The sequence below is a fragment of the Tenacibaculum sp. SM2510 genome, assembly GCF_057002845.1.
The window spans coordinates 2,673,316-2,699,424 of the sequence record NZ_CP192703.1 but is presented as its reverse complement, the minus strand read 5'-3'; the positions used below and the strand labels follow the sequence as shown (position 1 = coordinate 2,699,424).

Annotated in this window: 22 protein-coding genes; 9 read left to right on the top strand and 13 right to left on the bottom strand. The window is 31.4% G+C overall.

All coding sequences use genetic code 11. The features are described from left to right. Nucleotides 1–120 precede the first annotated feature (120 nt). Nucleotides 121–2,967, top strand: coding sequence for an aminomethyl-transferring glycine dehydrogenase (gcvP, locus tag ACQ629_RS12250; protein ID WP_483705351.1), 2,847 nt, complete (start codon nucleotides 121–123; stop codon nucleotides 2,965–2,967). A 60-nt stretch (nucleotides 2,968–3,027) separates the two neighbouring features. Here gcvP and ACQ629_RS12245 read toward each other — a convergent pair whose 3' ends face one another. The 4 genes from ACQ629_RS12245 to ACQ629_RS12230 all read right to left on the bottom strand — a co-directional run bounded on the left by ACQ629_RS12245 (nucleotide 3,028) and on the right by ACQ629_RS12230 (nucleotide 6,525). Continuing rightward, the gene (locus ACQ629_RS12245; RefSeq protein WP_483705349.1) at nucleotides 3,028–3,312 is read right to left on the bottom strand and encodes a hypothetical protein; all 285 of its coding nucleotides are present in this window, start codon (nucleotides 3,310–3,312) and stop codon (nucleotides 3,028–3,030) included. 212 nt (nucleotides 3,313–3,524) lie between these two features. Then, nucleotides 3,525–4,616 (bottom strand): class I SAM-dependent methyltransferase, encoded by a 1,092-nt coding sequence (locus ACQ629_RS12240; RefSeq protein WP_483705347.1) that lies wholly within the window; start codon nucleotides 4,614–4,616, stop codon nucleotides 3,525–3,527. 37 nt (nucleotides 4,617–4,653) lie between these two features. Further along, entirely contained in the window at nucleotides 4,654–6,180 is a 1,527-nt protein-coding gene (locus ACQ629_RS12235) for an FMN-binding glutamate synthase family protein (protein WP_483705345.1), read from the bottom strand. A 93-nt stretch (nucleotides 6,181–6,273) separates the two neighbouring features. Then, on the bottom strand, nucleotides 6,274–6,525 hold the full coding sequence (locus ACQ629_RS12230) for a type B 50S ribosomal protein L31 (protein ID WP_218772987.1): 252 nt from the start codon (nucleotides 6,523–6,525) through the stop codon (nucleotides 6,274–6,276). A gap of 184 nt (nucleotides 6,526–6,709) precedes the next feature. Here ACQ629_RS12230 and ACQ629_RS12225 point away from each other — a divergent pair, with 184 nt between their 5' ends. Both ACQ629_RS12225 and ACQ629_RS12220 read left to right on the top strand, forming a co-directional pair. Beyond that, a complete protein-coding gene (locus tag ACQ629_RS12225; RefSeq protein WP_483705343.1) occupies nucleotides 6,710–7,750 on the top strand; it encodes a glutaminyl-peptide cyclotransferase in 1,041 nt (346 codons plus the stop codon). A gap of 46 nt (nucleotides 7,751–7,796) precedes the next feature. Next, nucleotides 7,797–9,299 (top strand): hypothetical protein, encoded by a 1,503-nt coding sequence (locus tag ACQ629_RS12220; RefSeq protein WP_483705341.1) that lies wholly within the window; start codon nucleotides 7,797–7,799, stop codon nucleotides 9,297–9,299. Here the strand turns inward: ACQ629_RS12220 and ACQ629_RS12215 are convergent. Together ACQ629_RS12215 and ACQ629_RS12210 are read right to left on the bottom strand one after the other, a co-directional pair. Then, entirely contained in the window at nucleotides 9,286–10,314 is a 1,029-nt protein-coding gene (locus ACQ629_RS12215; RefSeq protein ID WP_483705339.1) for a hypothetical protein, read from the bottom strand. The genes ACQ629_RS12220 and ACQ629_RS12215 overlap by 14 nt on opposite strands. Nucleotides 10,315–10,386: 72 nt before the next feature. Next, on the bottom strand, nucleotides 10,387–11,670 hold the full coding sequence (locus ACQ629_RS12210) for a metal-dependent hydrolase family protein (protein ID WP_483705337.1): 1,284 nt from the start codon (nucleotides 11,668–11,670) through the stop codon (nucleotides 10,387–10,389). 72 nt (nucleotides 11,671–11,742) lie between these two features. On the opposite strand from ACQ629_RS12210, the gene ACQ629_RS12205 reads away from it, so the two are divergent. From ACQ629_RS12205 to ACQ629_RS12190, 4 genes are all read left to right on the top strand, one after another. After that, nucleotides 11,743–12,423 carry an SDR family NAD(P)-dependent oxidoreductase gene (locus ACQ629_RS12205; RefSeq protein ID WP_483705335.1) on the top strand — a complete coding sequence of 227 codons (681 nt, stop codon included), beginning with the start codon at nucleotides 11,743–11,745 and terminating at the stop codon, nucleotides 12,421–12,423. A 74-nt stretch (nucleotides 12,424–12,497) separates the two neighbouring features. Continuing rightward, nucleotides 12,498–13,097, top strand: coding sequence for a SprT-like domain-containing protein (locus ACQ629_RS12200; protein ID WP_483705333.1), 600 nt, complete (start codon nucleotides 12,498–12,500; stop codon nucleotides 13,095–13,097). A 39-nt stretch (nucleotides 13,098–13,136) separates the two neighbouring features. Beyond that, the gene (locus tag ACQ629_RS12195) at nucleotides 13,137–14,198 is read left to right on the top strand and encodes a mannose-1-phosphate guanylyltransferase (protein ID WP_483705331.1); all 1,062 of its coding nucleotides are present in this window, start codon (nucleotides 13,137–13,139) and stop codon (nucleotides 14,196–14,198) included. A gap of 26 nt (nucleotides 14,199–14,224) precedes the next feature. Beyond that, a complete protein-coding gene (locus ACQ629_RS12190) occupies nucleotides 14,225–16,210 on the top strand; it encodes a GTP-binding protein (RefSeq protein WP_483705329.1) in 1,986 nt (661 codons plus the stop codon). Here ACQ629_RS12190 and lpxK read toward each other — a convergent pair. Beyond that, nucleotides 16,203–17,243 carry a tetraacyldisaccharide 4'-kinase gene (gene lpxK, locus ACQ629_RS12185; RefSeq protein WP_483705327.1) on the bottom strand — a complete coding sequence of 347 codons (1,041 nt, stop codon included), beginning with the start codon at nucleotides 17,241–17,243 and terminating at the stop codon, nucleotides 16,203–16,205. The genes ACQ629_RS12190 and lpxK overlap by 8 nt on opposite strands. A gap of 135 nt (nucleotides 17,244–17,378) precedes the next feature. On the opposite strand from lpxK, the gene ACQ629_RS12180 reads away from it, so the two are divergent. Both ACQ629_RS12180 and ACQ629_RS12175 read left to right on the top strand, forming a co-directional pair. After that, nucleotides 17,379–18,473 (top strand): Nif3-like dinuclear metal center hexameric protein, encoded by a 1,095-nt coding sequence (locus ACQ629_RS12180; protein WP_483705325.1) that lies wholly within the window; start codon nucleotides 17,379–17,381, stop codon nucleotides 18,471–18,473. Nucleotides 18,474–18,476: 3 nt separating this feature from the next. After that, a complete protein-coding gene (locus ACQ629_RS12175) occupies nucleotides 18,477–19,247 on the top strand; it encodes a zinc ribbon domain-containing protein (RefSeq protein ID WP_483705323.1) in 771 nt (256 codons plus the stop codon). Between the two features lie 77 nt (nucleotides 19,248–19,324). On the opposite strand, the gene ACQ629_RS12170 is transcribed toward ACQ629_RS12175, so the two are convergent. The 6 genes from ACQ629_RS12170 to ACQ629_RS12145 all read right to left on the bottom strand — a co-directional run bounded on the left by ACQ629_RS12170 (nucleotide 19,325) and on the right by ACQ629_RS12145 (nucleotide 26,108). After that, on the bottom strand, nucleotides 19,325–20,290 hold the full coding sequence (locus ACQ629_RS12170; protein WP_483705321.1) for a succinylglutamate desuccinylase/aspartoacylase family protein: 966 nt from the start codon (nucleotides 20,288–20,290) through the stop codon (nucleotides 19,325–19,327). Continuing rightward, complete coding sequence (rimK, locus tag ACQ629_RS12165; protein ID WP_483705319.1) at nucleotides 20,283–21,164, bottom strand: 30S ribosomal protein S6--L-glutamate ligase; 882 nt, start codon at nucleotides 21,162–21,164, stop codon at nucleotides 20,283–20,285. The genes ACQ629_RS12170 and rimK overlap by 8 nt, the downstream gene beginning before the upstream one ends. Before the next feature lie 305 nt (nucleotides 21,165–21,469). Then, nucleotides 21,470–23,314 carry a DUF349 domain-containing protein gene (locus tag ACQ629_RS12160; protein ID WP_483705317.1) on the bottom strand — a complete coding sequence of 615 codons (1,845 nt, stop codon included), beginning with the start codon at nucleotides 23,312–23,314 and terminating at the stop codon, nucleotides 21,470–21,472. A gap of 87 nt (nucleotides 23,315–23,401) precedes the next feature. Continuing rightward, nucleotides 23,402–24,163, bottom strand: a complete 762-nt coding sequence (locus ACQ629_RS12155) for a shikimate dehydrogenase family protein (RefSeq protein WP_483705315.1) — start codon at nucleotides 24,161–24,163, stop codon at nucleotides 23,402–23,404. Then, a complete protein-coding gene (locus tag ACQ629_RS12150; protein WP_483705313.1) occupies nucleotides 24,144–25,151 on the bottom strand; it encodes a DUF368 domain-containing protein in 1,008 nt (335 codons plus the stop codon). Before ACQ629_RS12150 ends, ACQ629_RS12155 begins: the two co-directional genes overlap by 20 nt. 33 nt (nucleotides 25,152–25,184) lie before the next feature. After that, on the bottom strand, nucleotides 25,185–26,108 hold the full coding sequence (locus ACQ629_RS12145; protein ID WP_483705311.1) for a polyprenyl-phosphate transporter: 924 nt from the start codon (nucleotides 26,106–26,108) through the stop codon (nucleotides 25,185–25,187). Between the last annotated feature and the right edge of the window lies 1 nt (nucleotide 26,109).

Here is a 26,109-nt window from a genome sequence, read left to right as displayed (position 1 = left end):
TAGTTTTTATGTTTATAACCCTTCTATTTAGTTAATAAAATATCTGTTTAAAAATAAAAACATACTATAAAAATTATACAATTTCATTATTTTTGAACCACTAAACACAAACAACACAGAATGAACACTAATTCATTTCAACTAAGACATATTGGTCCACGCGTAGCGGATCAAGAGCAAATGTTAAAAACAATCAAAGCTAACAGCTTAGATCAATTAATTTTTGAAACCATTCCTGATGATATTCGTCTTCAAAGCGGATTAGATTTAGCGCCTGCAATGAGCGAATATGAATATTTAAATCATATTAATGAGTTAGGTGCTAAAAATAAAGTTTTTAAAAGCTACATCGGTTTAGGATACCACGAAGCAATTGTACCCAGTGTTATTCAACGTAATATATTAGAAAACCCGGGTTGGTATACGGCATACACGCCATATCAAGCAGAAATTGCACAAGGACGTTTAGAAGCGTTATTAAATTACCAAACAATGGTTTGTGATTTAACAGGTATGGAACTAGCAAACGCTTCTTTATTAGATGAGGGGACTGCTGCTGCTGAGGCAATGGCTTTATTATTTGATGTGCGTGAACGTGCTCAGAAAAAAGCTGCCGTTAACAAATTCTTTATTTCTGAAGAGATTTTACCACAAACATTATCTGTTTTACAAACACGTGCCATTCCTATCGGAATTGAGTTAGTAATTGGAAACCATGAAGAGTTTAATTTTTCTGATGAATTTTTCGGTGCTATTATTCAATACCCAGGAAAACATGGTGAAGTATTTGATTATACTACATTTGTTGCCAACTGTAACAATAAGAACATTAAAGTAGCTGTTGCTGCTGATATTTTATCATTAGCTAAATTAAAAGCTCCTGGTGAATTTGGTGCTGCAGTTGTTGTAGGAACCACACAACGTTTCGGAATTCCTTTAGGTTATGGTGGACCTCACGCTGGTTATTTCGCTACTAAAGAAGCTTACAAACGTAGTCTTCCAGGTCGTGTAATTGGTGTTACTAAAGATGTTGACGGTGGTCGTGCTTTACGTATGGCTTTACAAACTCGTGAGCAACATATAAAGCGCGAAAAAGCAACTTCAAACATTTGTACCGCGCAAGTTTTACTAGCTGTTATGGCTGGTATGTATGCTGTATATCACGGAAAAGGCGGAATACAATATATTGCTAACAAAGTACATACTACTGCAAATACAGTAGCTGCTGCCTTAGATAGTTTAGGTTTTAAACAAAAAAACAAATCGTATTTTGATACTATTTTAATTGAAGTTGAAGCTAATAAATTACGTCCTGTTGCTGAGGCAAACGGAATTAACTTTAACTATGTTGATAACAACCATGTTTCAATTTCTGTTAACGAAACAGTTAGTTTAAAAGAAATCAATGCCATTGTTGATTGCTTTGAACAAGCCTTCAATATTCAAGATATTACAATAACTGAATTTACTTCTTCAGATGTAATTACAGAAAATATAAAAAGAAATACATCCTTTTTAGATAATGAAGTATTTAACACGTATCAATCAGAAACTGAAATGATGCGTTATATTAAAAGGTTAGAACGTAAAGATTTAGCTTTAAATCACTCAATGATTTCTTTAGGATCATGTACTATGAAGCTAAATGCAGCTTCTGAAATGCTACCTTTAAGCAATCCTCAATGGGGAAATATCCACCCTTTTGTACCATTAAATCAAGCTGAAGGATACCAAACAGTTTTAAAAAATCTTGAACATCAATTAAATGTAATTACTGGTTTTGCAGGTACCTCTTTACAACCAAACTCTGGTGCACAAGGAGAATTTGCAGGATTAATGGTTATTCGTGCGTACCATAAATCTAATAACGACTCACACAGAAACATTTGTTTAATTCCTGCTTCTGCTCACGGAACAAACCCTGCGTCAGCAGTTATGGCGGGCATGAAAGTAGTAGTTACAAAAACTGCAGAAAACGGAAATATTGATGTAAATGATTTACGCGAAAAAGCAGTATTACACAAAGATAATTTAGCTGCTTTAATGGTAACGTACCCTTCAACCCACGGAGTTTACGAAAAAGAAATTAAAGAAATTACGCAAATTATTCATGACAACGGCGGGCAAGTTTATATGGACGGCGCAAATATGAACGCTCAAGTAGGATTAACAAATCCTGCAACCATTGGTGCGGATGTTTGTCACTTAAACCTACATAAAACTTTTGCCATTCCACACGGTGGTGGTGGACCAGGAGTTGGCCCAATTTGTGTTGCCCCTCAATTAGTACCGTTTTTACCAACAAATCCTTTAGTAGCTACAGGAGGTGAAAAAGCAATTACAGCTATTTCTGCTGCGCCATGGGGATCTGCTTTAGCTTGTTTAATTTCTTACGGATACATAACAATGTTAGGAGCTGACGGATTAACAGATTCTACAAAATCAGCCATCTTAAACGCTAACTATATTAAAGAACGCTTACGTGGTCATTACGAAACATTGTACTCTGGAGAAATGAACAGAGCTGCACATGAAATGATTATTGACTGTAGAGATTTTAAACAAAACGGAATTGAAGTTGTAGATATCGCTAAGCGTTTAATGGACTATGGTTTTCATGCACCAACTGTTTCTTTTCCTGTAGGAGGAACTATGATGATTGAACCTACAGAATCTGAAAGTGTTACTGAGTTAGATCGTTTTTGTGATGCAATGATTTCTATTAGAAAAGAAATTTCAACCGCCACTAAAGACAATGCTAACAATCCTTTAAAAAATGCACCGCATACACAAACTATGCTGACTGCTGACGAATGGACTTTACCATATACTCGTAAGCAAGCTGCGTTTCCTTTAGATTATATTGCTGATAATAAATTTTGGCCTACAGTACGCAGAGTTGATGATGCTTTTGGAGATAGAAATTTAATTTGTTCTTGTAATCCTATTGAGGATTATATGGATTAATTGAAAACCTATATTTATAATTAAAAAAAACCCACTCTTTAAAAGAGTGGGTTTTTTATTTTAAGCTACGGCAACAATATCACTATACGGAACTACTGTTGTATTCTTAAGAATAATTGCTTTTTCAGAAACTGTCCAAATTGAAGTCTTTACTTTCTTTAAACCAGTATCATCGTTAAAAAACACTTCAATTTTCTCTCTATTTAAGTTCCTTGAAAAGAAAACTTTTCGTTGTCTTATAAATTCGTTTACCTGCTCTATTTGATGTTCTAGAATATTAATTTTTGGGAACTCTAAAATTCTATTTTTCTTATTATCTGCAAGTGCTGTTTCTTCTAAAAACATATTAATTGGGGATTATAACAATACACATTTTATTAACAATTTGCAAATATAAGTATTTTATCAACAAATGTTGATAACTATTTGATCAAATTGTTAATAACTTTAATTTTGTAGTTACAACAATTAACAAACCTAATTAATTTTACTTAAATTTAAAAAGCGAGGCACAATGTGACTCCATTAAACCTACTTTTTTAAAAACTTTATTTTTACTACATCATACATTCATAAACGACAAACTTCTTATTATCTGCCATTATTTCAACCACATTAAAAAGCTTTTCTAAATGTGTTTTATAATTCAAATGTTTGTTTGCCACCAAAACAAAACGTCCATCGGGTTTTAAACAAATTTTCACATCCTTAAATAGCGATAAAGTTACCTCTATATTATTCTCATGTTCAAAATGAAATGGAGGATTAGACACAATTAAATCAAAACTTGCCTTATCTAAATCACTTAAATCATCAGCGCATACAAACTTAGCTTCTTTATCTTTTAAATTAAGTTGCGAAGAGGCAATCGCTAAATTGAAGTCATCTACTAAAGTAATTTCAGACTTTGTATTTTGATTCGCTATGTCAAAAGCTATAATTCCGTTACCAGAAGCCACATCTAAAACTTTCAATTCATTCGGCTGTACTTTTAAATTCTCTAATAAAAAACGAGTACCAACATCAACTTTACCTCCAGAAAACACTCCGTAATATTGCTGAAGTGTCTCTTGATTCCATTCAATTTTATTTATCAGTTCTTTCTCTTCAGTTAATTTCTTAGGCTTTTTTAAAATCAACAATCGTGCTTTTTTCCAAGCTTTACTCTGCTCAACCTCTTCAAAATACTGCTCAGCAATTTTAAGAAAAGAAACAGAAAAATACTTGGTCATAAATCCGCAAACAATCACTGTTTCATCATCAGAAGCTTTATGCATTTGCTTTAAAAACAGCTCAAATAATTCAAGAGATTTCGGAACTTTTAAAAGTGCCAATTCTACTTTACCCAAATCATCTAAAGGCTCTTTGTACTTTACATCTAATGGAAGGTTATTTAATTTTAAATTCTGAGTAATTGCTTTTTGCTGACTCGCATATGTCCAAACTGTTGTTAGACTTACATCACCTAATAGCGTGTTAAAAACACCAAACCTATCATTATATATATGAATGTTTGCTTTTTCTTTTTCCTTAATATAATCAAGCATTAACAACTCTGCATTACTCCAAGCTCGTAAAGCTTTATCTGTTGTCACCGGATAACGTTCTAACTGATATTCTTTTGAATTAAATTTTAATGTTGTTTCCAATACATTTGTTTTTCCTAGCTCTATTGAACTGATATTTCTAACTATCTATTTCCTGCAAACCGTAAATAACATCTAACGAAGCAATCGATTCTTCTTTATTTCTTCTAAAAATATGTTTTGCTTTTACATCAGAAATCGATTCTTTTCCCATTGCTGCAACAACTTCTTTTACTGCTGCTATGGTTTTAATATGGTAATTTCTAACACGTATATTTTTATCCTCAACAACCAAAGCTTCAACTAAATCTTCATCTTGTGTAGCCACACCAACAGGGCAAGTATCTAAATTACACTCACGCGCCTGTATACATCCTAAGCTCAACATAAAACTACGCGCCATACCAATAACATCAGCACCTAAAGCTTTGTATTTAATAATATCAAAAGCATCAATTGCTTTACCACTCGCTATTATTTTTATTTGCTCTTTTAGCTGATACTTTTGTAATGTTTTATTTACAAAAACTAAGCCTTCTAGTAGCGGAGTACCAATGTAATTAGAAAACTCTAAAGGTGCTGCTCCTGTACCTCCTTCTCCTCCATCGACTGCTATAAAATCCGGATAATTATTAGCCACTGAAAATGCCTTTATCATTGCCTCTACTTCTTCATTATCGCCCACACAAAACTTTATTCCAACAGGTTTTCCTTCCGATAAACTCCTTACTTCTTCAATAAAAGAAATCATTTCTTCAAAATTAGAGAAAGCAGAATGACCTGGAGGAGAATTTACTGCTGTAAAAGGTTTTACTGAACGAATTTTTGCAATTTCTTCGGTATTTTTCTTAGCAGGTAAAATACCTCCATGACCAGGTTTTGCTCCTTGTGAAAATTTAATTTCAATCATTTTTACTTCCGGGCGAATTGCATTTTCCTTAAAAATAGCAGCATCAAAAACGCGCTTACCAGCTACACTTTTTCCTGCTCCGAAATAACCTGTTCCTACCTGAAAAATTAAATCCCCTCCTTGTAAATGATAAGGAGATATTCCGCCTTCACCCGTATTATGTGCAAAATTCGCCATTTTAGCACCTTGATTTAAAGCTTTAATCGCATTTTTACTCAACGAACCAAAAGACATTGCTGATATGTTAACAATAGAGGCATCGTATTTTTGAGTACACTTGTCAGATCCAATCAATACTCTTTCTCCTTTAATATGATGATGATTTTTTGGAAATAAGGAATGCTTTACAAATTCGTATCCTTTTTTATATACGTTATGCAGCGTACCAAAAGGTACTGTTTCTATCTCTTTTTTTGAGCGCTGATAAACAATACTTCTTTTTTCACGATTAATTGGTGTTCCGCTTAAATCATCTTCAATAAAATATTGTTGAATTTTTTCTCTTTCTTCTTCAAAAAACCATCGTAAACGAGCTACTACCGGAAAAGCGCGCAATAACGAGTGTTTCTTCTGAATAAATGCATCATACAAAGCAACTATACTTAATGCAGAGGCAATTGTTAATAAAATAAAATTACCTACATCCTGAATAAAATAAACCAATACTCCACATAAAACATTAACCACAATAACAATTGCTATAATAGTATCTCTCATTGTTAAAAATTTTATAAGCTAAAATACAAGATTTTCAGCATAAAAAAAGCTCTAACTGTAGTTAGAGCTTTTAAATATTTTAGATACTTGAAATTATTTTTTAAACTTCGAGTATTTATTTTTGAACTTATCAATACGTCCTGCAGTATCAATTAATTTAGACTTACCTGTGTAAAAAGGGTGAGAAGTTCTTGAAATTTCTAATTTGATTAATGGGTATTCAGCTCCTTCTACTTCTAAAGTTTCTTTAGTGTTAGCAGTTGAACGTGTTAAAAATACATCTCCGTTAGACATATCTTTAAAAGCTACCATTCTATAATTTTCTGGATGTATTCCTTTACGCATCTTAAATGACTTTTAAATATTGTTTTGTTTTTTTATCAAACGTTGTAAAAATGGTAAAGTTTTACACTAAAAATGTTTTTAGCTGTTTGAGGATGCAAATTTAACCATATTTTTTAATTTTCAAACAAATAAATTGTTTTAATTTGTAGTGTAATCGAATAAATTAGAAATCAAACCATAAAATATGCGTATTTATACATACTTTGCTTTAGCTTTATCAATACTATTTATTACTTCTTGTAATAATTCTGGATACAAATTTAAGTTAAACACTTCTAAAAAAACCATTTTAGGGCAAAAGGCTGCTATTAAATTCGAACAACTTAAAGGTGAAAAGATTGATTCTGTTCACTTATTCGTTAATAATAAACGTGTAAATAAAAGCGAAACAAGCTTAACAATTAATACTACCGATTTTGGTGTTGGTAAACATGCTGTTACTGCATTGGTTTTTTATCCTAATAAATCTAAAAAAGTTAATAATTCTATTGAAATTTTAGCAAAAGAAGCTCCAACTGTTTATTCATATAACATCATAAATACTTTTCCTCATGATAAAGAAGCATATACACAAGGACTAGAATACAATAATGGTTTTTTATATGAAACTACCGGTCGCAAAGGGCAATCTACTTTAAGGAAGGTTGATTTAAAAACCGGTGACGTTCTTCAAAAAATTGATTTAGATAAAAAATACTTTGGTGAAGGAATGACTATCTATAATAATAAAGTGTACTGGTTAACATGGCAAGCTCGTAAAGGTTTTATTTATAAACTAGATACTTTTAAGCAAATTGGTGAGTTTGATTATAACCAAAGTAACCAAGGTTGGGGATTAACGCACAACGAAACTGAATTAATAAAATCTGACGGTACGAATAAAATTTGGTTTTTAAATACCGAAAATCAAACTGAAAAAAGAAGTATTCAAGTATATACCAACAAATATTCTGTAGATAACTTAAATGAAATAGAATTAATTAATGGCAAAATTTACGCTAATAAATGGCAGCAAAATTCTATTGTAATTATCAATCCAGAAACAGGTGTTGTTGAAGGTGTTGCTAATTTAAACGGCTTAAGAGATATTGTTGCTAAAGATCAAAAACTTGACCCAAGTGATGATGTTTTAAACGGAATTGCGTACGACAAAGAAAACAACCGTTTGTTTGTTACTGGAAAACATTGGGGTAAATTATTTGAAATCGAATTAATTAAGAAATAATATCTTTACCTTTTAACCGTTATTAAATACCTGCTTTCTTTTATATATGAGATACTCCCTTCAAATTTTAGCTGCCTTTATTTTAATTGCTGTAAGCTCGTGTAGAAAAGATTTTAATACGGTTCCTAACTTCGGTAAGCTTGAATTCTCTAAAGATACCATATTTTTAGACACTGTTTTTTCGAATATAGGCTCAGCTACCTACAATTTAAAAGTATACAACCGAAGTAGTAAATCGATTACCATTCCGGAAATTAAATTAGAGAACGGAAACAATTCTAACTACCGTTTAAATGTTGATGGAATATCTGGTAAAAATTTTAATGACATTGATATTTTAGCAAATGACAGTATCTATGTTTTTGTAGAAACTACAATTAATTTTAACACAACAACAGATCCTTTATACACAGATAAATTACTATTTGATAACGGAAATAACCAACAAGATGTTGATTTAATTACTTTAGTGCAAGATGCTACTTTTATTTTCCCTTCAAAAAACAGTACGGGAATTGAAACCTTAACTATAGACGGAAAAGATTCTGAAATTCAAGGTCGTTTTTTAACAGACGCTGAATTAACCTTTACTAATGAAAAACCATATGTAATTTACGGCTACGCAGCTGTACCATCAGAAAAAGTATTAACAATTAACGCCGGTGCAAAAATTTACTTTCATAATAACTCAGGTTTAATAGTAGATACAAAAGGTAGCTTAAAAGTAAACGGAACTCTTGACAATAAAGTTATTTTTGAAAGTGACCGACTAGAACAACGCTTTAACAATACACCAGGGCAATGGGGAACTATTTGGTTACGTGCTGGTAGTGCTGAAAATGAAATTAATCATGCCTTAATTAAAAACGGAACTATCGGTGTACTTGTTGATAGTATTAGCACTGTTGGCTCACCTACTTTATCTATAAAAAATACTGAAATTTATAACAATTCTAATTATGGAATCTTAGGAAGAAATACAAATATAAAAGGAGAAAACATCGTTATAGGTAATACTGGGCAATCTTCTTTGGCTTGTACTTTTGGAGGGACTTATAATTTTACACATGCAACTTTTGCTAATTATTGGAGCAATAGCTTTCGCCAGTTACCAACAGTTTTAGTAACTAATTACACTAATTTCCTTAATAGAAATAATGAAGAAGTAACAGCTACAAGAGATTTAATTGCGGCTAATTTCACCAACTGTATTATTACAGGTAATAATAATATTGAATTTGTTTTGGATAAAAATAACGATAGTGATTTTAATTATAACATTGAAAACTCGATGATTCAGTTTAATGATTTTAATGCTTCATTTGCTAGCAATACGGAGTTGGATTTTGATGATGCTACTCATTATCAAAATATTATTTTAAACGGAGAACCTGACTTTAAAGACACCTCTTTGAATCATTTTATGATTGGTGAAAATTCTGAAGCTATTAACAAAGCAAAAGCATCCGCTATTTCTGAAGATATTTTAGGAATTGATAGAACAACAAACCCCGATATTGGAGCGTATCAGCATATTACTTTTGATTAATACAGCCTTCTTCTAAAACATTTTTAAATTGATGTTTATCATCTATATAAAAAGCCAAAGAAGTATACGTTTTCTGTATTCCATAAAAGCTTTTAAAGACAGCTTTCTCTTTTAAATGAAGAATAACATTGTGAGCATCTAAATTACCTAAAACAGAGAAAGCAACAATACTTTTATCGGTTGGTAAATCCTTCTCAGTCAACTCAACATCTTTTATGTTTTCGAAAGGAATCATTGCTTTACAGAAAAAACCATATCTTAAAGTCAATACCTTGCTTACTCTATCAATCTCTGTAGGAATCTTAGATAAAGAACGCATTAGAGAAAATAATTGCAAACATGTATAAGCACTTAAAACAGTCAATGCCCAAGCTACAATAACACTCCATTTCTCAACTAATACATGAACAGGAATGGTTTCAATTAAAATAACTAAAATTAAACCTAAAAGAATTGAAACTGAAGTACTGTTTTTATGATAAGAAAATTCATTTTCTTTTAACTCTTTCTTTTTCCAAGCTAAAAATCCGTAATAAATAACAGAAATTTCGGTAGCTAACAACTCTCCTATTTTATTTGGAAAAACAGCACTAGTTGCTAATTGGATAGCGTTATAAAAACCTAAATTATTGCTTGATTTACTTTTTAATTCTTGCCTGATTCTTCTTCCTTTGAAAACCAGAAAACCAAAAACCCCTAGCTCAACAACTGGTAAAATGAAATTTTTAATTTGAGATAAAAACGATTGATGCTCTTTTGGAATAATAAAACTAGCAATAACAATTCCGATTACAAATAAAGAGACAATGGTAATCTTAGAAACTTCCTTTTTTCTTATAATTAAAAAGTAAACAAGGGGAATTGTAAATAATAAATCCAAAGTAATACCTAATGATAGCTCATCTGGATTTTTCACAAACACTGATGAGTTTACTACTAAAAATAATGTTGACATTAATAGTAATGGAACTCCAAAAACTAACAGGTAATTACGAGAAATAAACAATTGCTTCATAGTCTTTAATTTTACAATTAGCATCTATAAGTTAGTTGTTTAACATCTTAATTTGTTACACTTTTCTTACAACTATTTTTTCTTATACACCTTTCCCCCTTTCATAACAAAAACAACATTTTCCATTGTTTTAATATTTTTAGTTGGATCTTCGTCTACAGCTATAATATCAGCGAAAAAACCTTTTTTAACCTGCCCTATTTCGTTCTCCATTTTTAATATTTTAGCATTCGTAATAGTTGCTGCCTGAATCGTTTCTATCGCTGGCATACCTGCTTCTACCATATAACCAAATTCTTTACCATTGTTACCATGTTTAAAAACACCTGCATCTGTACCAAATGCAATTCCAACGCCTTTTTTATATGCTTTTGTAAATGTTCCTTGAATTTTTGGACCAACAGCTAATGCTTTAGGAACTACAATATCTGGATAAAACCCTTTTATTTTAGCTTTCTCTTCTACCTCTTTTCCTGCTGTAATTGTTGGCACTAAAAAAGCATTGTGCTTTTTCATCAACTCCATGGTTTCATCACTCATATAAGTTCCGTGCTCAATAGTTTTTACACCGCCAATTATTGCACGCTGCATTCCTTCATCACCATGTGCATGTGCCGCCACATGCATTCCGTAATCTCTAGCCATATCACAAATTGCTTTTACCTCTTCAATTGTAAATTGTGGATTATCTCCCGATTTTGCAACACTTAAAACACCACCTGTAGCAGTAATTTTAATACAATCTGCTCCATTTTTATAACGCTGACGTACCGCTTTTTTAGCATCTTCAACCGAATTTACAACTCCTTCTTTTGGCCCCGGATTACCGGTTAAAACTCGACTACTTCCGTTTGTAGGATCTGCATGACCACCAGTAGTTGCTAATGATTTACCCGCTGTAAAAACTCTTGGCCCAGGTATTTTCCCCGCTTCGATTGCTCTTTTTATTGAAATATTCACACCCGTTCCGCCCAAATCTCTTACCGTTGTAAATCCGTTTAACAAGGTTGATTTTGCAAAACCAACAGAGTTATAAGCTACATCTGCTTCATTTAAAGTATATTTATTCAAACGTGTTTTAGCATCAAACTCCATTTCAATATGCACATGCATATCTATCAAACCAGCCATTACAACTTTATCTCTTAAATCAATTGTTTTAGACGTTTTATCTCTTGGCATTATATAGCCATTTTTAACATGTGTAATTTTATTGCCATTAACAACAATTGTTTTTTCTGTTTGAATTTCTCCTGAAGCTGTGTCAATTAGCTTCCCACATAAAACATAAGTGTTCTGACTAAAAGAATAAGTTACAATCAATAAAAACAAAAGTAAAAAGCTATTTTTTTTCATGATAAAAATTTAGTTTGAACTATAAATGTATGAAAATTTTAAGTAGCTTGCTTGTTTAACTTATCCTATTAAATGAAAAATATTGTAATTACAGGAACTAGTAGAGGTATTGGTTTTGAACTCGCGCAACAGTTTGCTAACGAAGGACATAAAGTGTTGGCTTTATCAAGAAATACAAGTCCGTTAGAAAAAATAAATCATAAAAACATTACTACGATAGCTGTCGACTTATCTAATAATGACGATTTAAACAAAGCAACATCATTCATTAAAAAAGAATGGAAAACTGTAGATATTTTAATTAACAACGCAGGAAAACTAGTGAATAAGCCTTTTACAGATTTAACTACGGCTGATTTCCAGGAAGTTTATAAAGTAAATGTATTTGCTGTTGCCGAATTAACAAAGCTATTGATTCCGTTTTTCAAAAAAGGAAGTCATGTAGTTACAGTTAGTTCTATGGGCGGTGTACAAGGAAGTATGAAATTCCCAGGCTTAGCTGCTTACAGCTCTGCAAAAGGAGCGGTAATCACTTTATCTGAATTATTAGCTGAAGAATACAAAGAACAACAAATTGCTTTTAATGTATTGGCTTTAGGTGCCGTACAAACTGAAATGTTAGAAGAAGCTTTTCCTGGTTATGTTGCACCATTATCAGCAAAAGAAATGGCAAGTTATATTTTTGATTTCGCCTTAACTGGAAACAAGTTTTACAACGGAAAAGTACTAGAAGTATCTAGTTCAACACCATAAAAGCGAAATATCTCTTCGAGAAACTTTATTTCTCTGTTATATTCTAGAATAAAAATCATTCGAATTAATATCATTTGTACAAAACACTTATAAAATACATCCCTGAAAAAGCAATTCCGTTAGTTGAGTATTTAATTAACGAACATAAAATCAACCTTAAAATTGTAAATCAACGACAAACTAAACATGGTGATTTTAGGACTTTCCCGAGCGGACAAACACAGATTACGGTTAATAATAACTTGAATGAATTTCAGTTTTTACTAACTTTAATTCATGAAATTGCGCATCATGTTACGCATAAAAGGTTTGGGCGAGTACAACCTCATGGCAAACATTGGAAAACAGTTTTTCAGCATTTAATGTTGCCTTTTTTGCAACCAGATATTTATCCGAAGGAAATATTACCTTATTTAGCTAACTATCTTAAAAATCCGAAAGCAAGTACCGATACTGATGTTAATTTGTCATTAGCTTTGCGCGGTGGAGAAGCTGAAAACGGAAAGAATTTTATCTTTCAAATTCCTGTTAATAGTGTTTTTCAGTTTAAAAACACTTTATATAAAAGAGGAAACAAACGCAGAACTCGTTATGAATGTTTAAATTTAACGAATAAAAGAGTATATCTTTTTAATCAAAATGCAGAAGTGACATTCGTTGCTTCAGATACATAAACAAAACACCTATTTTTTTAGGTATGACAATACGTTTTTATGAATAAAAATTATTACGCAGTAATTATGGCTGGCGGTGTTGGCTCACGTTTTTGGCCTGTAAGCACGCAAGAATATCCGAAACAGTTTCATGATATGTTAGGAACTGGCGAATCGTTAATTCAGCGTACTTTTAACCGAATTAATGCTTTAATTCCGGCTGAAAATATTTTAATTGCGACAAACGAACGTTATGAAAGTTTGGTTTTAGAGCAATTACCAAAAACGACCAAAAAGCAACTTTTATTAGAGCCGGCAATGCGCAACACAGCTCCTTGTATTTTATATGCTGCTTTAAAAATTCATACTCAAAATAAAGATGCTGTTATGTTAGTTGCACCTTCTGATCATTGGATTGAGGATGAAACTGAATTTTTAAATAACATAAAAACTTCTTTTGAAGCATCTGCAAAAAACAACACTTTAATGACGCTGGGTATTCAACCAGATGCACCAAATACTGGTTATGGATATATTCAGTTTGAAGAAAGTTCTTCGGATATTAAAAAGGTAAAAAACTTTACTGAAAAACCAAACTTAGCAACTGCAAAAAAGTTTATAGCTAGTGGTGATTACTTATGGAATGCAGGAATTTTTATTTGGTCTACAAAAAGCATTTTAGCCTCTTTTAAAAAGCACTTACCAAATATGTTAACGATTTTAGAAGGCACAAATACTATTTACAATACTCATTTAGAAGCTGATTTTATTAAAAGTAATTACGAAAAATGTGAAGACATTTCTATTGATTACGGAATTATGGAACGCTCGAATAATGTACATATTTTACCAGTAGATTTTGGTTGGAATGACCTTGGTACTTGGGGTTCTTTGTATAATAAATTAGAAAAAGACGATCAAAAAAATGCTGTTGTAGGTGCTGAAACCATTTTTAGAGATGCAAGCGGAAATATGATTCGCACCGAAAGTGGTAAAAAGGTAATTATTCAAGGTTTAAATGATTTTATTGTGGTTGAAAAAGATGGGGTACTTTTAATTTGTCCGCGAAAAGATGAGCAAGACATCAAGCAAATAAGTGCAGCCGCCACTAAAAAATTTTAATTCTACAACAAGTATCACACTAATTAATGAAGCATTCTAACATTCTTAATATTGGTATTCTGGCGCATGTAGATGCCGGAAAAACTACATTAACAGAACATTTATTATATCATGCTGGTGCTATTAGAGAAATAGGAAGTGTGGATAAAGGATCTGCGGTTACCGATAATTTAACTTTAGAAAAAGAACGCGGAATTTCGATTAAAGCTGCCACTACTTCTTTTAATTGGAAAAACACTAAAATTAACTTAATTGATACTCCTGGTCACGTAGATTTTTCTAGTGAGGTTGCAAGAACTCTTTGTGTTGTTGATGCTGTTATTTTAGTAATTTCTGCTGTTGAGGGAGTGCAAGCACATACCTTAACAATAGTAGACGCTTTGCATGATTTAAAAATACCTACGCTAATTTTTATCAATAAAATAGACAGACCAGGTGCAGACACAGAAGCTGTTTTACTACAAATAAAAAAAGAGCTACAATATAAAACGGTAGCTATTTCTACGAGTCATGACGAAGGTTTAACTTCTGCTTATATAACCGAAATTTTTAACAATAATAAAATTAGTAAGGAGCAAAAAGAAACGATTACTGAAGAACTCATAGAAACTGATGAAAAGCTGCTTACTCAATATTTAAACGGAATTCATTTTTCTGATGAAGTCTACTTAAATACAATTGCAAAAAGTGCTTCTAACAATATGATAGTTCCTGTATTTACTGGAATTGCGAAAAATAACATTGGTGTTGAAATTTTATTAAACGGATTGGTGGATTTTATCAAACCTAAAAAAAGAAATGTTTCTGAAGAAGTTGCCGCTTATGTTTATAAATTAGAGCATCATGCAGTACACGGAGCCATGGCGCATGTAAAAGTTTTTTCAGGAACCTTATCTTCCAAAACAACTATTTACAACCATACACAAGCAATAGAATCTAAAATAAATCAGACTAAAGTATTTCATCATACAAAACATTTAGATACTAATATTACAACTGGAGACATCGGTATAATTACTGGAGTTTTAGGTACAAAAGCAGGAGACATTCTTGGTAATCCTTCAGAAATACCAACCTTGCCAGAATTAAATATTCCGGTTTTAAGTGTACAAGTAATTGCTATTAACGATAAAGATTATAATGCCCTTGCGCAGGCATTACAGCTTATAGATAAAGAAGATCCGAGTTTACAATTTAAATGGCATAAACCCGAAAAAGAATTGATTCTTTTATTAATGGGAGACATGCAAATAGAAGTAATCACCCACTTACTGCAAGAACGTTTTAATATTGCTGTAAATTTTACAGATCCTCAAATAGTTTATAAAGAAACAATAACTAAAGCCGCCGAAGGTTATATTCGTTATTGGATGCCAAAACCTTGTTGGGCAATTATGACTTTTTTAATTGAACCTGCAGCGTTAAACTCAGGTGTTACATATCAATCAATTGTTTCTAAAAATGATGTTCATAATAAATATCAAAATGAAATAGCAAGAACAATTCCAAAAGCTTTAGAGCAAGGTCTTTTAGGCTGGAATGTTACCGATGTAAAAATTACGTTAATTAAAGGAGAAGATCATAATGTGCATTCTAGACCTGGTGATTTTAATTTAGCCACTCCAATGGGAATAATGAAAGGTTTACAAAACGGAGGTACGCACTTATTAGAACCTTTATTACGCTTTGAAATAAAAACCAATGAAGAGTTATTAGGTAAATTAATTTCTGAACTTACTCATAGAAGAGCAACGATAAACACACCTGCTTTTGAGCAAGATTTAGTAGTATTATCGGGCACGATTCCTGTTGCTACATCTTTAGACCTTAGCATAAAACTAAATAGTATTTGCAGCGGTAGGCTTCGTTTAAGAACCGTTTTTCATGAATATGCTGTTTGTCCTGAAGGAGAAGGAAAAACAAAGAAGTTTAAAGGTGTAAATCCGTTAGATGAAGCGCAATGGATTTTACATCGTCGTGGTGCTTACAAGGCTGATGAACGCGTTATTTAGTGTTTTCTCCACCTTTTATATGATCAATTACAAACTGCTTAAACTTTTCTTCTTCTGATAAAAAAGTGCTTTTTATAGTTATATAACACAGATTATCAATCTTTCCGTTTAAGCGCATATAATCTTTTTCTGTTGTTAATATTACGGTTTCAGAAGAAATGATTTCGCTTTCACTTTTAATCTTTATAATATCATTATCCGTAAAATTATAATGATCAGGATAAGCTAAATGCTTGTATTCTATATGCTCTTCTGATAAAAAACTCAATAACGAATCTGGGTTTGCGATTCCGGTTACCAACAATACTTCTTTTTCTTTTAAATCAGATATTGTTATCGGAACTGCACTTCCTTTAATATTTTCATCGTAAGATATCGCTGTAAAAAAAACTTGTTGTTCTTTTTTAGGCGCTATCTTTTTAATAATACTATCCTTAGTTTTTTGATCTAAATCATGCGGACATTTAGTTACAATAATTACCGATGCTCTTTTTGCTCCGCTCCTACTCTCTCTTAAATTTCCGGTAGGTAACATAAAATCATCCACATACAAATCGTCATATTTCGTTAACAAAACATAACTACTTCCTTTTACTTTTCGGTGTTGATAAGCATCATCTAACAAAACTACTTCAGGCGAAGTTTTTAAGTTTAATAATTGTTGAATTCCGTTTGTTCTATCAGCATCAACAGCAATGGTTACTTCATTTTTAAACTTTTTATAAAACTGTAAAGGTTCATCTCCAACATCAATTGCAGAATGTTTTGTATTTACAATCTGAAAACCTGTTGTTTTTCGTTTATACCCCCTGCTTAAAACAGCAACCTTATGGGCATCTTTTAGTAAACGTATTAAATATTCTATCTGTGGTGTTTTTCCTGTTCCACCAACGCTTAAGTTTCCGACTACAATAACCGGGATATCAAAAGAGGTAGATTTTAATAAACCTATCTCAAAAAACCAATTACGAATCGTTGTAACAACGTCGTATAAAACGGCAAACGGAAATAATAAAAATCGAAGTAATATCATTACATCAAAAGTAAAAATTATTTCGTCATTACGAACAAAGTGAAGTAATCTTTCGTAGTAGATTAGATTACTTCGTCATTCTTCCTCGTAATAACAAGTTTTAGTAACTTAGCAGCATCCTTTAAAATCAAGAAAATGCAAATAAAAAACGTTACTGATCATATTGAAAAACTAGCACCACTTTCGTATGCTGAAGATTTTGACAATGTTGGTTTACTAATTGGTAGTTATAATACAAAAGTAACTGGAGTTATAGTTACACTTGATACTTTAGAGGAAACCGTTGATGAAGCCATTGCCAATGGCTGTAATTTAATTGTAAGCTTTCATCCTATTATTTTTAGTGGATTGAAAAAAATAAACGGTACTAATTATGTAGAGCGTGTTGTTTTAAAAGCTATTCAAAACAACATTGCTATTTATGCTACACATACTGCTTTAGATAATGTTAACAATGGAGTTTCAGCTAAAATGTGTGAAGTTTTAGGCTTACAAAACTGCAAAACATTAATTCCTAAAAAAGGAATTATAAAAAAACTTACTACGTATGTTCCGATTGCTGAAGCTAAAAACTTACGTACCAAACTTTTTAATGCCGGTGCAGGAAGTATTGGTAATTACGAGAATTGCTCTTTTAATGTAGAGGGTAAAGGAAGTTATAAAGGTGGAGAAGACTCAAACCCAACTGTTGGCGAAAAAGGTACATTCATGTTTGAAGAAGAAACCTGTATTTCGGTAACTTTTGATAGTTATTTAGAAGGTAAAATATTAAAAACTTTGTTCGATTTTCATTCGTATGAAGAAGTAGCATACGAAATAATTACTTTAGAAAACAGTAATCCACATATAGGTATGGGAATGCTTGGTGAATTAGCAAACCCAATGAATGAAAAAGAATTTCTAACTTTTGTTAAGAAAACTTTTAAAACTGATTGTGTTAGGCATTCTGAATTATTAGACAAACCGATTAAAAAAGTTGCTGTTTTAGGCGGATCAGGAAGCTTTGCCATAAAAAATGCCATGAGATTGAATGCAGATGCTTATATTAGTGCTGATTTTAAATATCATGAGTTTTTTAAAGCTGAAAAAAGAATATTACTCGCTGATGTTGGACATTATGAAAGTGAACAGTTTACAAAAAACCTTTTGAGTGATTATCTTCGTAAAAAATTTAGTACTTTTGCGATTATTTTAAGTGAAAAAAGTACAAATCCAATACACTATATATAACAGATGGCAAAAAAAGAAGTAACGGTAGAAGAAAAGTTAAGAGCGTTATATGATTTACAGTTAATCGATTCTAGAATTGACGAAATCAGAAATGTTCGTGGTGAATTACCTTTAGAAGTTGAAGATTTAGAAGATGAAGTTGCCGGATTAAACACAAGACTTTCTAAGTTAAAAGAAGAAGCTACTAGCTTAGATACAGATGTTAGCAATAAGAAATTGGCTATTACTGAATCTAAAGCTTTAATTGAAAAATACGCAGAACAACAAAAGAATGTTCGTAACAACCGTGAGTTTGATTCTTTATCTAAAGAAGTTGAATTTCAAGAATTAGAAATTGAATTATCAGAAAAAAGAATTAAAGAATATAAAGTTAAAATAGCTCAAAAAAACGAAGTTGTTGAGGCTACCAAAGAGAAATTAAAAAAGCAAGAAAATCATTTAACTCACAAGAAAGATGAATTGGACACTATTTTAAAGGAAACAGAGAAAGAAGAGCAATTGCTAAAAGAGAAATCTATAGAATATGCAAAATCTATCGATGATCATTTATTAACTGCTTATAACAGAATCCGTACAAAAGTAAGAAATGGCTTAGCTGTTGTTGCTATTGAGCGTGGTGCTGCTGGTGGTTCTTTCTTTACAATACCGCCTCAGGTGCAGTTAGAGATTGCGAACCGTAAGAAAATCACAATCGATGAGCATAGTGGTCGTATCTTAGTAGATGCTGCTTTAGCTCAAGAAGAAAAAGAAAAAATTGACAACTTATTTGTTTAATATTTTACTTTTAAATATAAAAAAAGCTCTCGTTTCCGAGAGCTTTTTTTATATGTAATAATTAAGTGTTTAATATTTTAATTATTATGAATTGCTATATGCGCAATTGCATCGCCTTGGTTTACTATTGGTGAATGATTTAAGCAAATAATATAACCCGATACTGGTGCTTTTATTTTTCTTTCAAAAAAACCATAAGGATCCGTTATTAACCCTATAACAGCCCCTTTTTCTACAGGATCTCCATTACGCAACAATGACCTATACATTCCAGAAGCACTAGCTCTAACCCATTTCGAATTACTAAAAACTACCTGATCTTCATCTTTATCAAAAGGCGTATATGAAGTTGGAAATTTTTTAACTCCCAAATAATCTAATACATTTAAAATCCCCGTAACTCCAACATGTGTTACTTTATTATTTATATCTAAAGACTTCCCTCCTTCATACAACAACACTTTTTTTCCTATTGAAACTGCTGATGCTCTAAAAGACTTATCGCGCTCAGAAGAATACTTAACAAACTTAGCACCAAAAATTTTAGCCAAATTAAAAGTATCTTCATCTTCTTCTGAAATTCTTACCTGCGGATAATTAAATCTATCATCACCTCCTGTATGAAAATCAATACAATAATCTGCATGCTCAACTATTTCATTCATAAAAGAATAAGCGAAATTACTTGCTAAAGAGCCTTTTTTTGTTCCTGGGAAACTTCTATTCAGGTCTTTACCATCGGGAAACTCTCTTGTTTTAATGATAAATCCAAATACATTTACTACAGGAACGCAAATAATCATTCCTGCATCTGGCATATTGTACTTATTAGCAACTATTTGCCTAACAATTTCCACCCCATTTACCTCATTACCATGAATACCAGCACTTACTAATACACAAGGACCATCTTTTTTGGCTCTACTTACAATAACAGCTACTTCTATCTTTGTTCTTGTATGCAGTCGTGCAATATCCATTTTTATTTGATACGACTTACCAGGTAAAATTTTCTCTCCTAGTATGGTAATTTCTTTAGACATTTCTTTCTATATAGCGAATAATGTTTTTAGCGATATCTAGTTTAGTTGCTTGTTCTATCCCTTCTAAACCTGGAGAAGAATTTACTTCCATGATCATTGGTCCTGAATTAGATTGTAGCATATCTACACCACAAACACTTAAACCTAATTTTTTTGCAGCTTTTAACGCAGCGTTTTCTTCTTCTTCTGTTAACTCAAATAATTCGGCTGTACCACCTCTATGTAAATTAGACCTAAACTCTCCTTCTTTACCTTGTCTTTTCATTGCTCCAACTACATTTCCATCAACAACAAAAACACGTAAATCAGCGCCTTTAGCTTCTGCAATAAACTCCTGAACAATAACACGTGCTTGTAAACCATTAAAGGCCTCCAATACCGATTCTGCTGCACTTTTTGTTTCTGCCAATACAACCCCTACACCCTGAGTACCTTCTAACAATTTAATAATACAAGGAGCTCCTCCTACTTTATTAATTACGGCACTAACATTTTTCGAATTATTTGTAAAAGTAGTTTTAGGCATATTTAAACCTGCTTTAGATAGTACTTGCATACTTTGCAACTTATCTCTAGAGCACACCAAAGCTTGAGAATTTAATGTAGAAAAAACATTCATCATCTCGAATTGACGAACAACTGCAGTACCATAAAAAGTAATTGACGCTCCGATTCTTGGAATTACTGCATCTATACCTTCTAAAAGTTTACCTTTATAATATATTTGCGGCTTTTTTTTCTCAATTAACAAATCACATTTTCCATGATCTATCACCAACATTTCATGGCCACGTGCTTCTCCAGCAGCTACCAATCTTTTTGTTGAATATAACTCTGGATTCCTTGATAACACTGCAATTCTTAATTTTTGCATTTTCATTAAATTATTTAATTTTTGAGACAACAAACATAGAGCATTTTATATCTTAATAGTAAAAAAAATAAAAATAAATTTTCAAACTAAATCATTGTAAAAAACTAGTTGACAAATTAGATCTTTAATTTTTTCTCTCTTTAAATAAACTATTAATTCATATACAAAACCCTAATACTCATTAATTATTTATATTTTCTTAATATAAGAAATTTAATTACTGTTAAAAAATTATCATGCTGTTATATAAAAAAACTCGAATCTTAAGATTCGAGTTTTTATTAGTATTTATTAAAAAAATTAAATTAATAATCTAACTTTTTCACATATGATAATTTAGCTTTCCAAATATCTAATTGATCTTTAAATTCCTGAATTCCTTTACGAACATTTAAAACTAAAGGGTTATCGTCCTTTGCATTAGAAAAGAAGCCTAAGTTATTTTCTAACTGTTGCATGTCGCGAACAGATTCATCTATTTTTTTACGAATAAAATACTGCTCGTTATCTAGTTTCTTATAATCTTCTTGTAATAGGTAAGTATCTACAGCGTTTTTAAATTTCATCATCTCGATATCAGCTTTACTCATATTTAGGTTTCCTAAATGAGCATCTATCGCTTTATTAAACTTTTCATCTAAATGACGTGCGTTTCTTGGTAAAGAACCTAAATCTCTCCAATTAACAATACTTTCTTCAATCGCTTCTAACGTTAAATTTTCTGATGCCTTAAGCTTATCTAAAAATTCTTTTTTAGTTTCTACAACCGCTAACTGCTCCTTGTTTTGTTCGTCTTTTTGAGCATGTAATCTATCAAAATAGAAATTACACGCATTTTTAAAACGTTTCCATATATCATCAGAGAATTTTCTTGGTACATGTCCTATCTTCTTCCAATCAGACTGAATACGTTTCATTGTATTGGTAGCTTCCTGCCAATCATCACTATCTTTTATACTTTCTGCAAGCTCAATTAATGCTATTTTGTTTTTTAAATTGTCATTTTGAGTGCTTTTTTCTGCTTTATAAAAAACGTTTTTAGAACTGTTAAATTTTTTAGTTGCATTTTTAAACTGTTGCCAAACAGCTTCACTTTTATTGTAAGGGAGCTTACCTATATCGAAATATTTTTTTCTTAATTTTTCTAACTCTACAATACTTTTTTGCCAATCGTTATGTGACTTATTCTTAGAGGTATCAAATACATCAATCTCTGCTACTACTTCTAATTTAGCATCAATCATTTCTTGATACTTAGATTTTAATTCTTTAAAATACAAGTGACGTTTGTCGTGTATTTTTTTAGTAGCTTCACTAAACTTATTCCAAACATCTTCTCTATGCTCTTTTCCTACTGGCCCTATTTCTTCTTTCCACAAACGGTGCAGATCTTGTAAATCTTTAAAAGCTACGTTTACATCTGCGACTTCATTTAAAGCCTCTGCTCGTGAAATTAATTTTAACTTTTCTTCTAAATTATGTTTAAAGTCTAGTTCTCTAAAATCTTTATTCAAGTGAAGTAAATCATAAAAGCGCTCTACATGATGATGGTAAATTTTCCAAGTATCATTGTATTTCGTTTTTGGCACAGGTCCAATTGTTCTCCACTTTTTTTGAATTGTTTGAAAATCGTTGTACATTGTTTTTGCATCTGCATTCGCAATCAACGTTTTTAATTCGTCTATTAAAACATTCCTTTTATTAAGGTTTTCTTTTAATTGATTTTCTAATTGAGAATAATAAGCATCACGTTTTGTTTTATACGCTCCTAATAACTTATTGTATTCTGCTTTTACTGGACTTGAAAATTGAAAATCGATTGAATTTCCTCCTTCTGCTAAAAATGCTTCTTTCTTTTCTGCTAATAAAGCTCCAAACTTAGTGTTAAAAGCGTTTTTAAGCGAGTCAATATTCGATTTTAACTGCTGTACTTGATAGCTATCTAATAACTTCCTTAACTCCACCACCAACATATCCAACTCCATAGAAGTGTATTCTAACATTGGTATCTGATGCTTTTCATCTGCTTTTTCAGCATCGTTAGCCACTTCATTCTCTACTTCGTTTACTGCATTTTCAGTTTCTACCTTCACTACAGTGTTTTCCTCAGTAATTGGTTGTTGTAATTTCTCCTCGTTATTTTCTAACATATCTACAATGTTTAAGTTCCTAATAATTAATTTTATAAATATACGGATTCTTATAGAATACCAAATTTTATTTTCAAGTAGTTATCGTTAGTTATCATTCCATATTTCCCAAGCCTTTTCTGCTTGTTGCTCTAACATTTCTAATCCGTTTTTTATTGCCGCTCCTTTCTCTTTTCCTTTTTTTAAAAAAGCCGTTTCGGTTGGATTGTATATTAAATCGAATAACAAATGCTCTTTTGATATAAATTGATAGGGAATATCTGGGCAGTCATTAACATTAGGATGCGTTCCTAAAGGTGTGCAATTAATTATTAAGTGACGAGTTTTAATAATTTTCTTAGTTACATCTTGGTATGAAATTTCTTTCTTTCCTTCGGGATTTCTTGAAACGAACTTATATTTAATGTTAAATTTTTTAAGCACATACGCAACTGCTTTAGAGGCACCACCTGTACCCAAAATCAATGCTTTTTTATGATGCTTTTTCAATAATGGCTTCAATGACTTTTTAAATCCATAAACATCCGTATTAAAACCTTTCAATTTTCCTTTTTTAGATATCTTTATCGTATTTACTGCGCCTACTTTTTGCGCTTTTCTATCTATTTTATCTAAATAATTAAAAACATCTAATTTATAAGGAATCGTTACATTCATTCCTTTTAAATACGGCTTATGGTCTTCTATTTTTAAAGGAAGCTCTTTTATTGATTGAATATCAAAGTTTATGTATTCATTATTATGAAGTTCTAACTCTTTAAACTTGTTAGTAAAATACCCTTTCGAAAATGAATATGAAATATTTTTTCCTACCAAGGCATAAATACTTCTATTTTCTTTTCCTTCCATAAAAATCTATAATTAAAATTAAGGCGATACCAAAAATGATAAAACCTATTGAAACCCATGTTTCTTGTATTGAAAAATCAGGTATAAATCGCTCGTAATTTTCAACAACTTTACTTCCTTGTTGATCCAACAAAAAAGTATCGTTATTTACTTTGTATATTGTTTTTTTCCAAGGCCAAACAATCCCTAAAGACCCTGTAATAAAACCGATAATAACCGCTGTTACTATTTGATTCCATCTTTTTAAAACATAGCCTAATATATGAGACATAGAAACTAATCCAAAAGCCGAACCTGCTGTAAAAACACTAATTATTTTTAAATATCTAATTTTCGTTTGATCTTTTAAAACTTCAAAATCACCTGACAAAACACTCGTTACTACAGCTCCCAAAACATTTACGCTATCAACTAATAACAACACATAATTACCCAATAAAATTAAAATAAATGAACCCGAAAGCCCTGGTAATGTCATTCCAGAAACACCTATAATTCCGCATATAAAAACAAACCAAAGATTGTCATTTTCTTTTGCTGGTGTCATAAAACTAATAAATACTCCTATTGAGATTCCTATTGCTAAAGCTATTAAATTTTTTGGTCGCCAATCATTAAAACCTTTTGATATGTAATAAATAGAACCTATAATCATTCCAAAAAACCAAGCCCAGACGTAGAGCTCGTAATTTTTTAAAAAATAATCTAAAATTAAAGAAACACTAAAGTAGCTAAACATACTGCCCAGCATTACTAATACTAAGAATTGTAAGTTGGTATATTCGGCAAAACTTTTAAACCTTCCTTTAAAAAGTAATTTTAACGCTTTACCATTTATTCTTTGAAAAGAAAATATAAGCTCTTCATAAAACCCCATTACAAAAGCTACCATACCTCCCGAAACACCAGGAACTTTATTAGCTCCTCCCATTGTTAATCCTTTAAAAAAAAGATTTATTTTTTGTAATAGTGTACGTTGTATATACATTTTATGCTATTAAAGCTCTAAGGTACTTATTTTCTATTGCTCTTTTACAGCTAGTTTTTCCAGTAATAAAATTAATGCAAAACCGATGATAATTAGTATTGATGCGTATATTAATTGCGGGTTTCCATCATATGAAAAAGGCGAAACTGATAACTCATTAAAAGGCACTTGTTCTCCGTGAGAATTTGTTCTAAATGTTAATACTTTTTTCCAAGGCCAAATTTTATTTAATGAGCCTAGTATAAACCCTGTTAAAACAGCTAGTGTATAGTTTTTGTAGTTTGCAAACAAGTATTTTAAAACTCTAGAAAAGGATAACAACCCTATAATTGCTCCTGCACCAATAGCTGCTATCGTTGTAAAATCACGGTTATTTACCGCGGATAACACAGGTTTATATGCTCCTAAAAGCACTAAAATAAACGACCCTGAAATACCAGGTAAAATCATAGCACAAATAGCTATTGCTCCCGCAAAAAACATAAAAACAGTTGATGAATTTTCAGAAATAACCGGGTTTAAAGTTGTTATATAGTATGCTAAAACGGCTCCTAAAGCAACCAAAAAAACAGCTATAACGTTCCACTTCGTAATTTGTTTTGCAATATAAAGTACACTTGCTAAAACCAGTCCGAAGAAAAAAGACCACAATAAAATTGGGTGACTTGTTAATAACCAAGAAATTACTTTTGCTAATGAAATTACACTTATAAACATCCCAACAAATAAGCTTGCTAAAAAGTTACCATTTAATTGTTTCCAAGCAGCTTTTAACCCGTCTTTTTTTAATGTTTTAAACAACCCTATATTGATATTACTAATAGCACTTAATAATTCTTCATAAATACCTGAAATAAAGGCAATGGTTCCTCCAGAAACTCCTGGAACAACATCTGCTGCACCCATAGCAATTCCTTTTAACATGATTACCAAGTAATCTTTTTTAGTTCTGTTCATA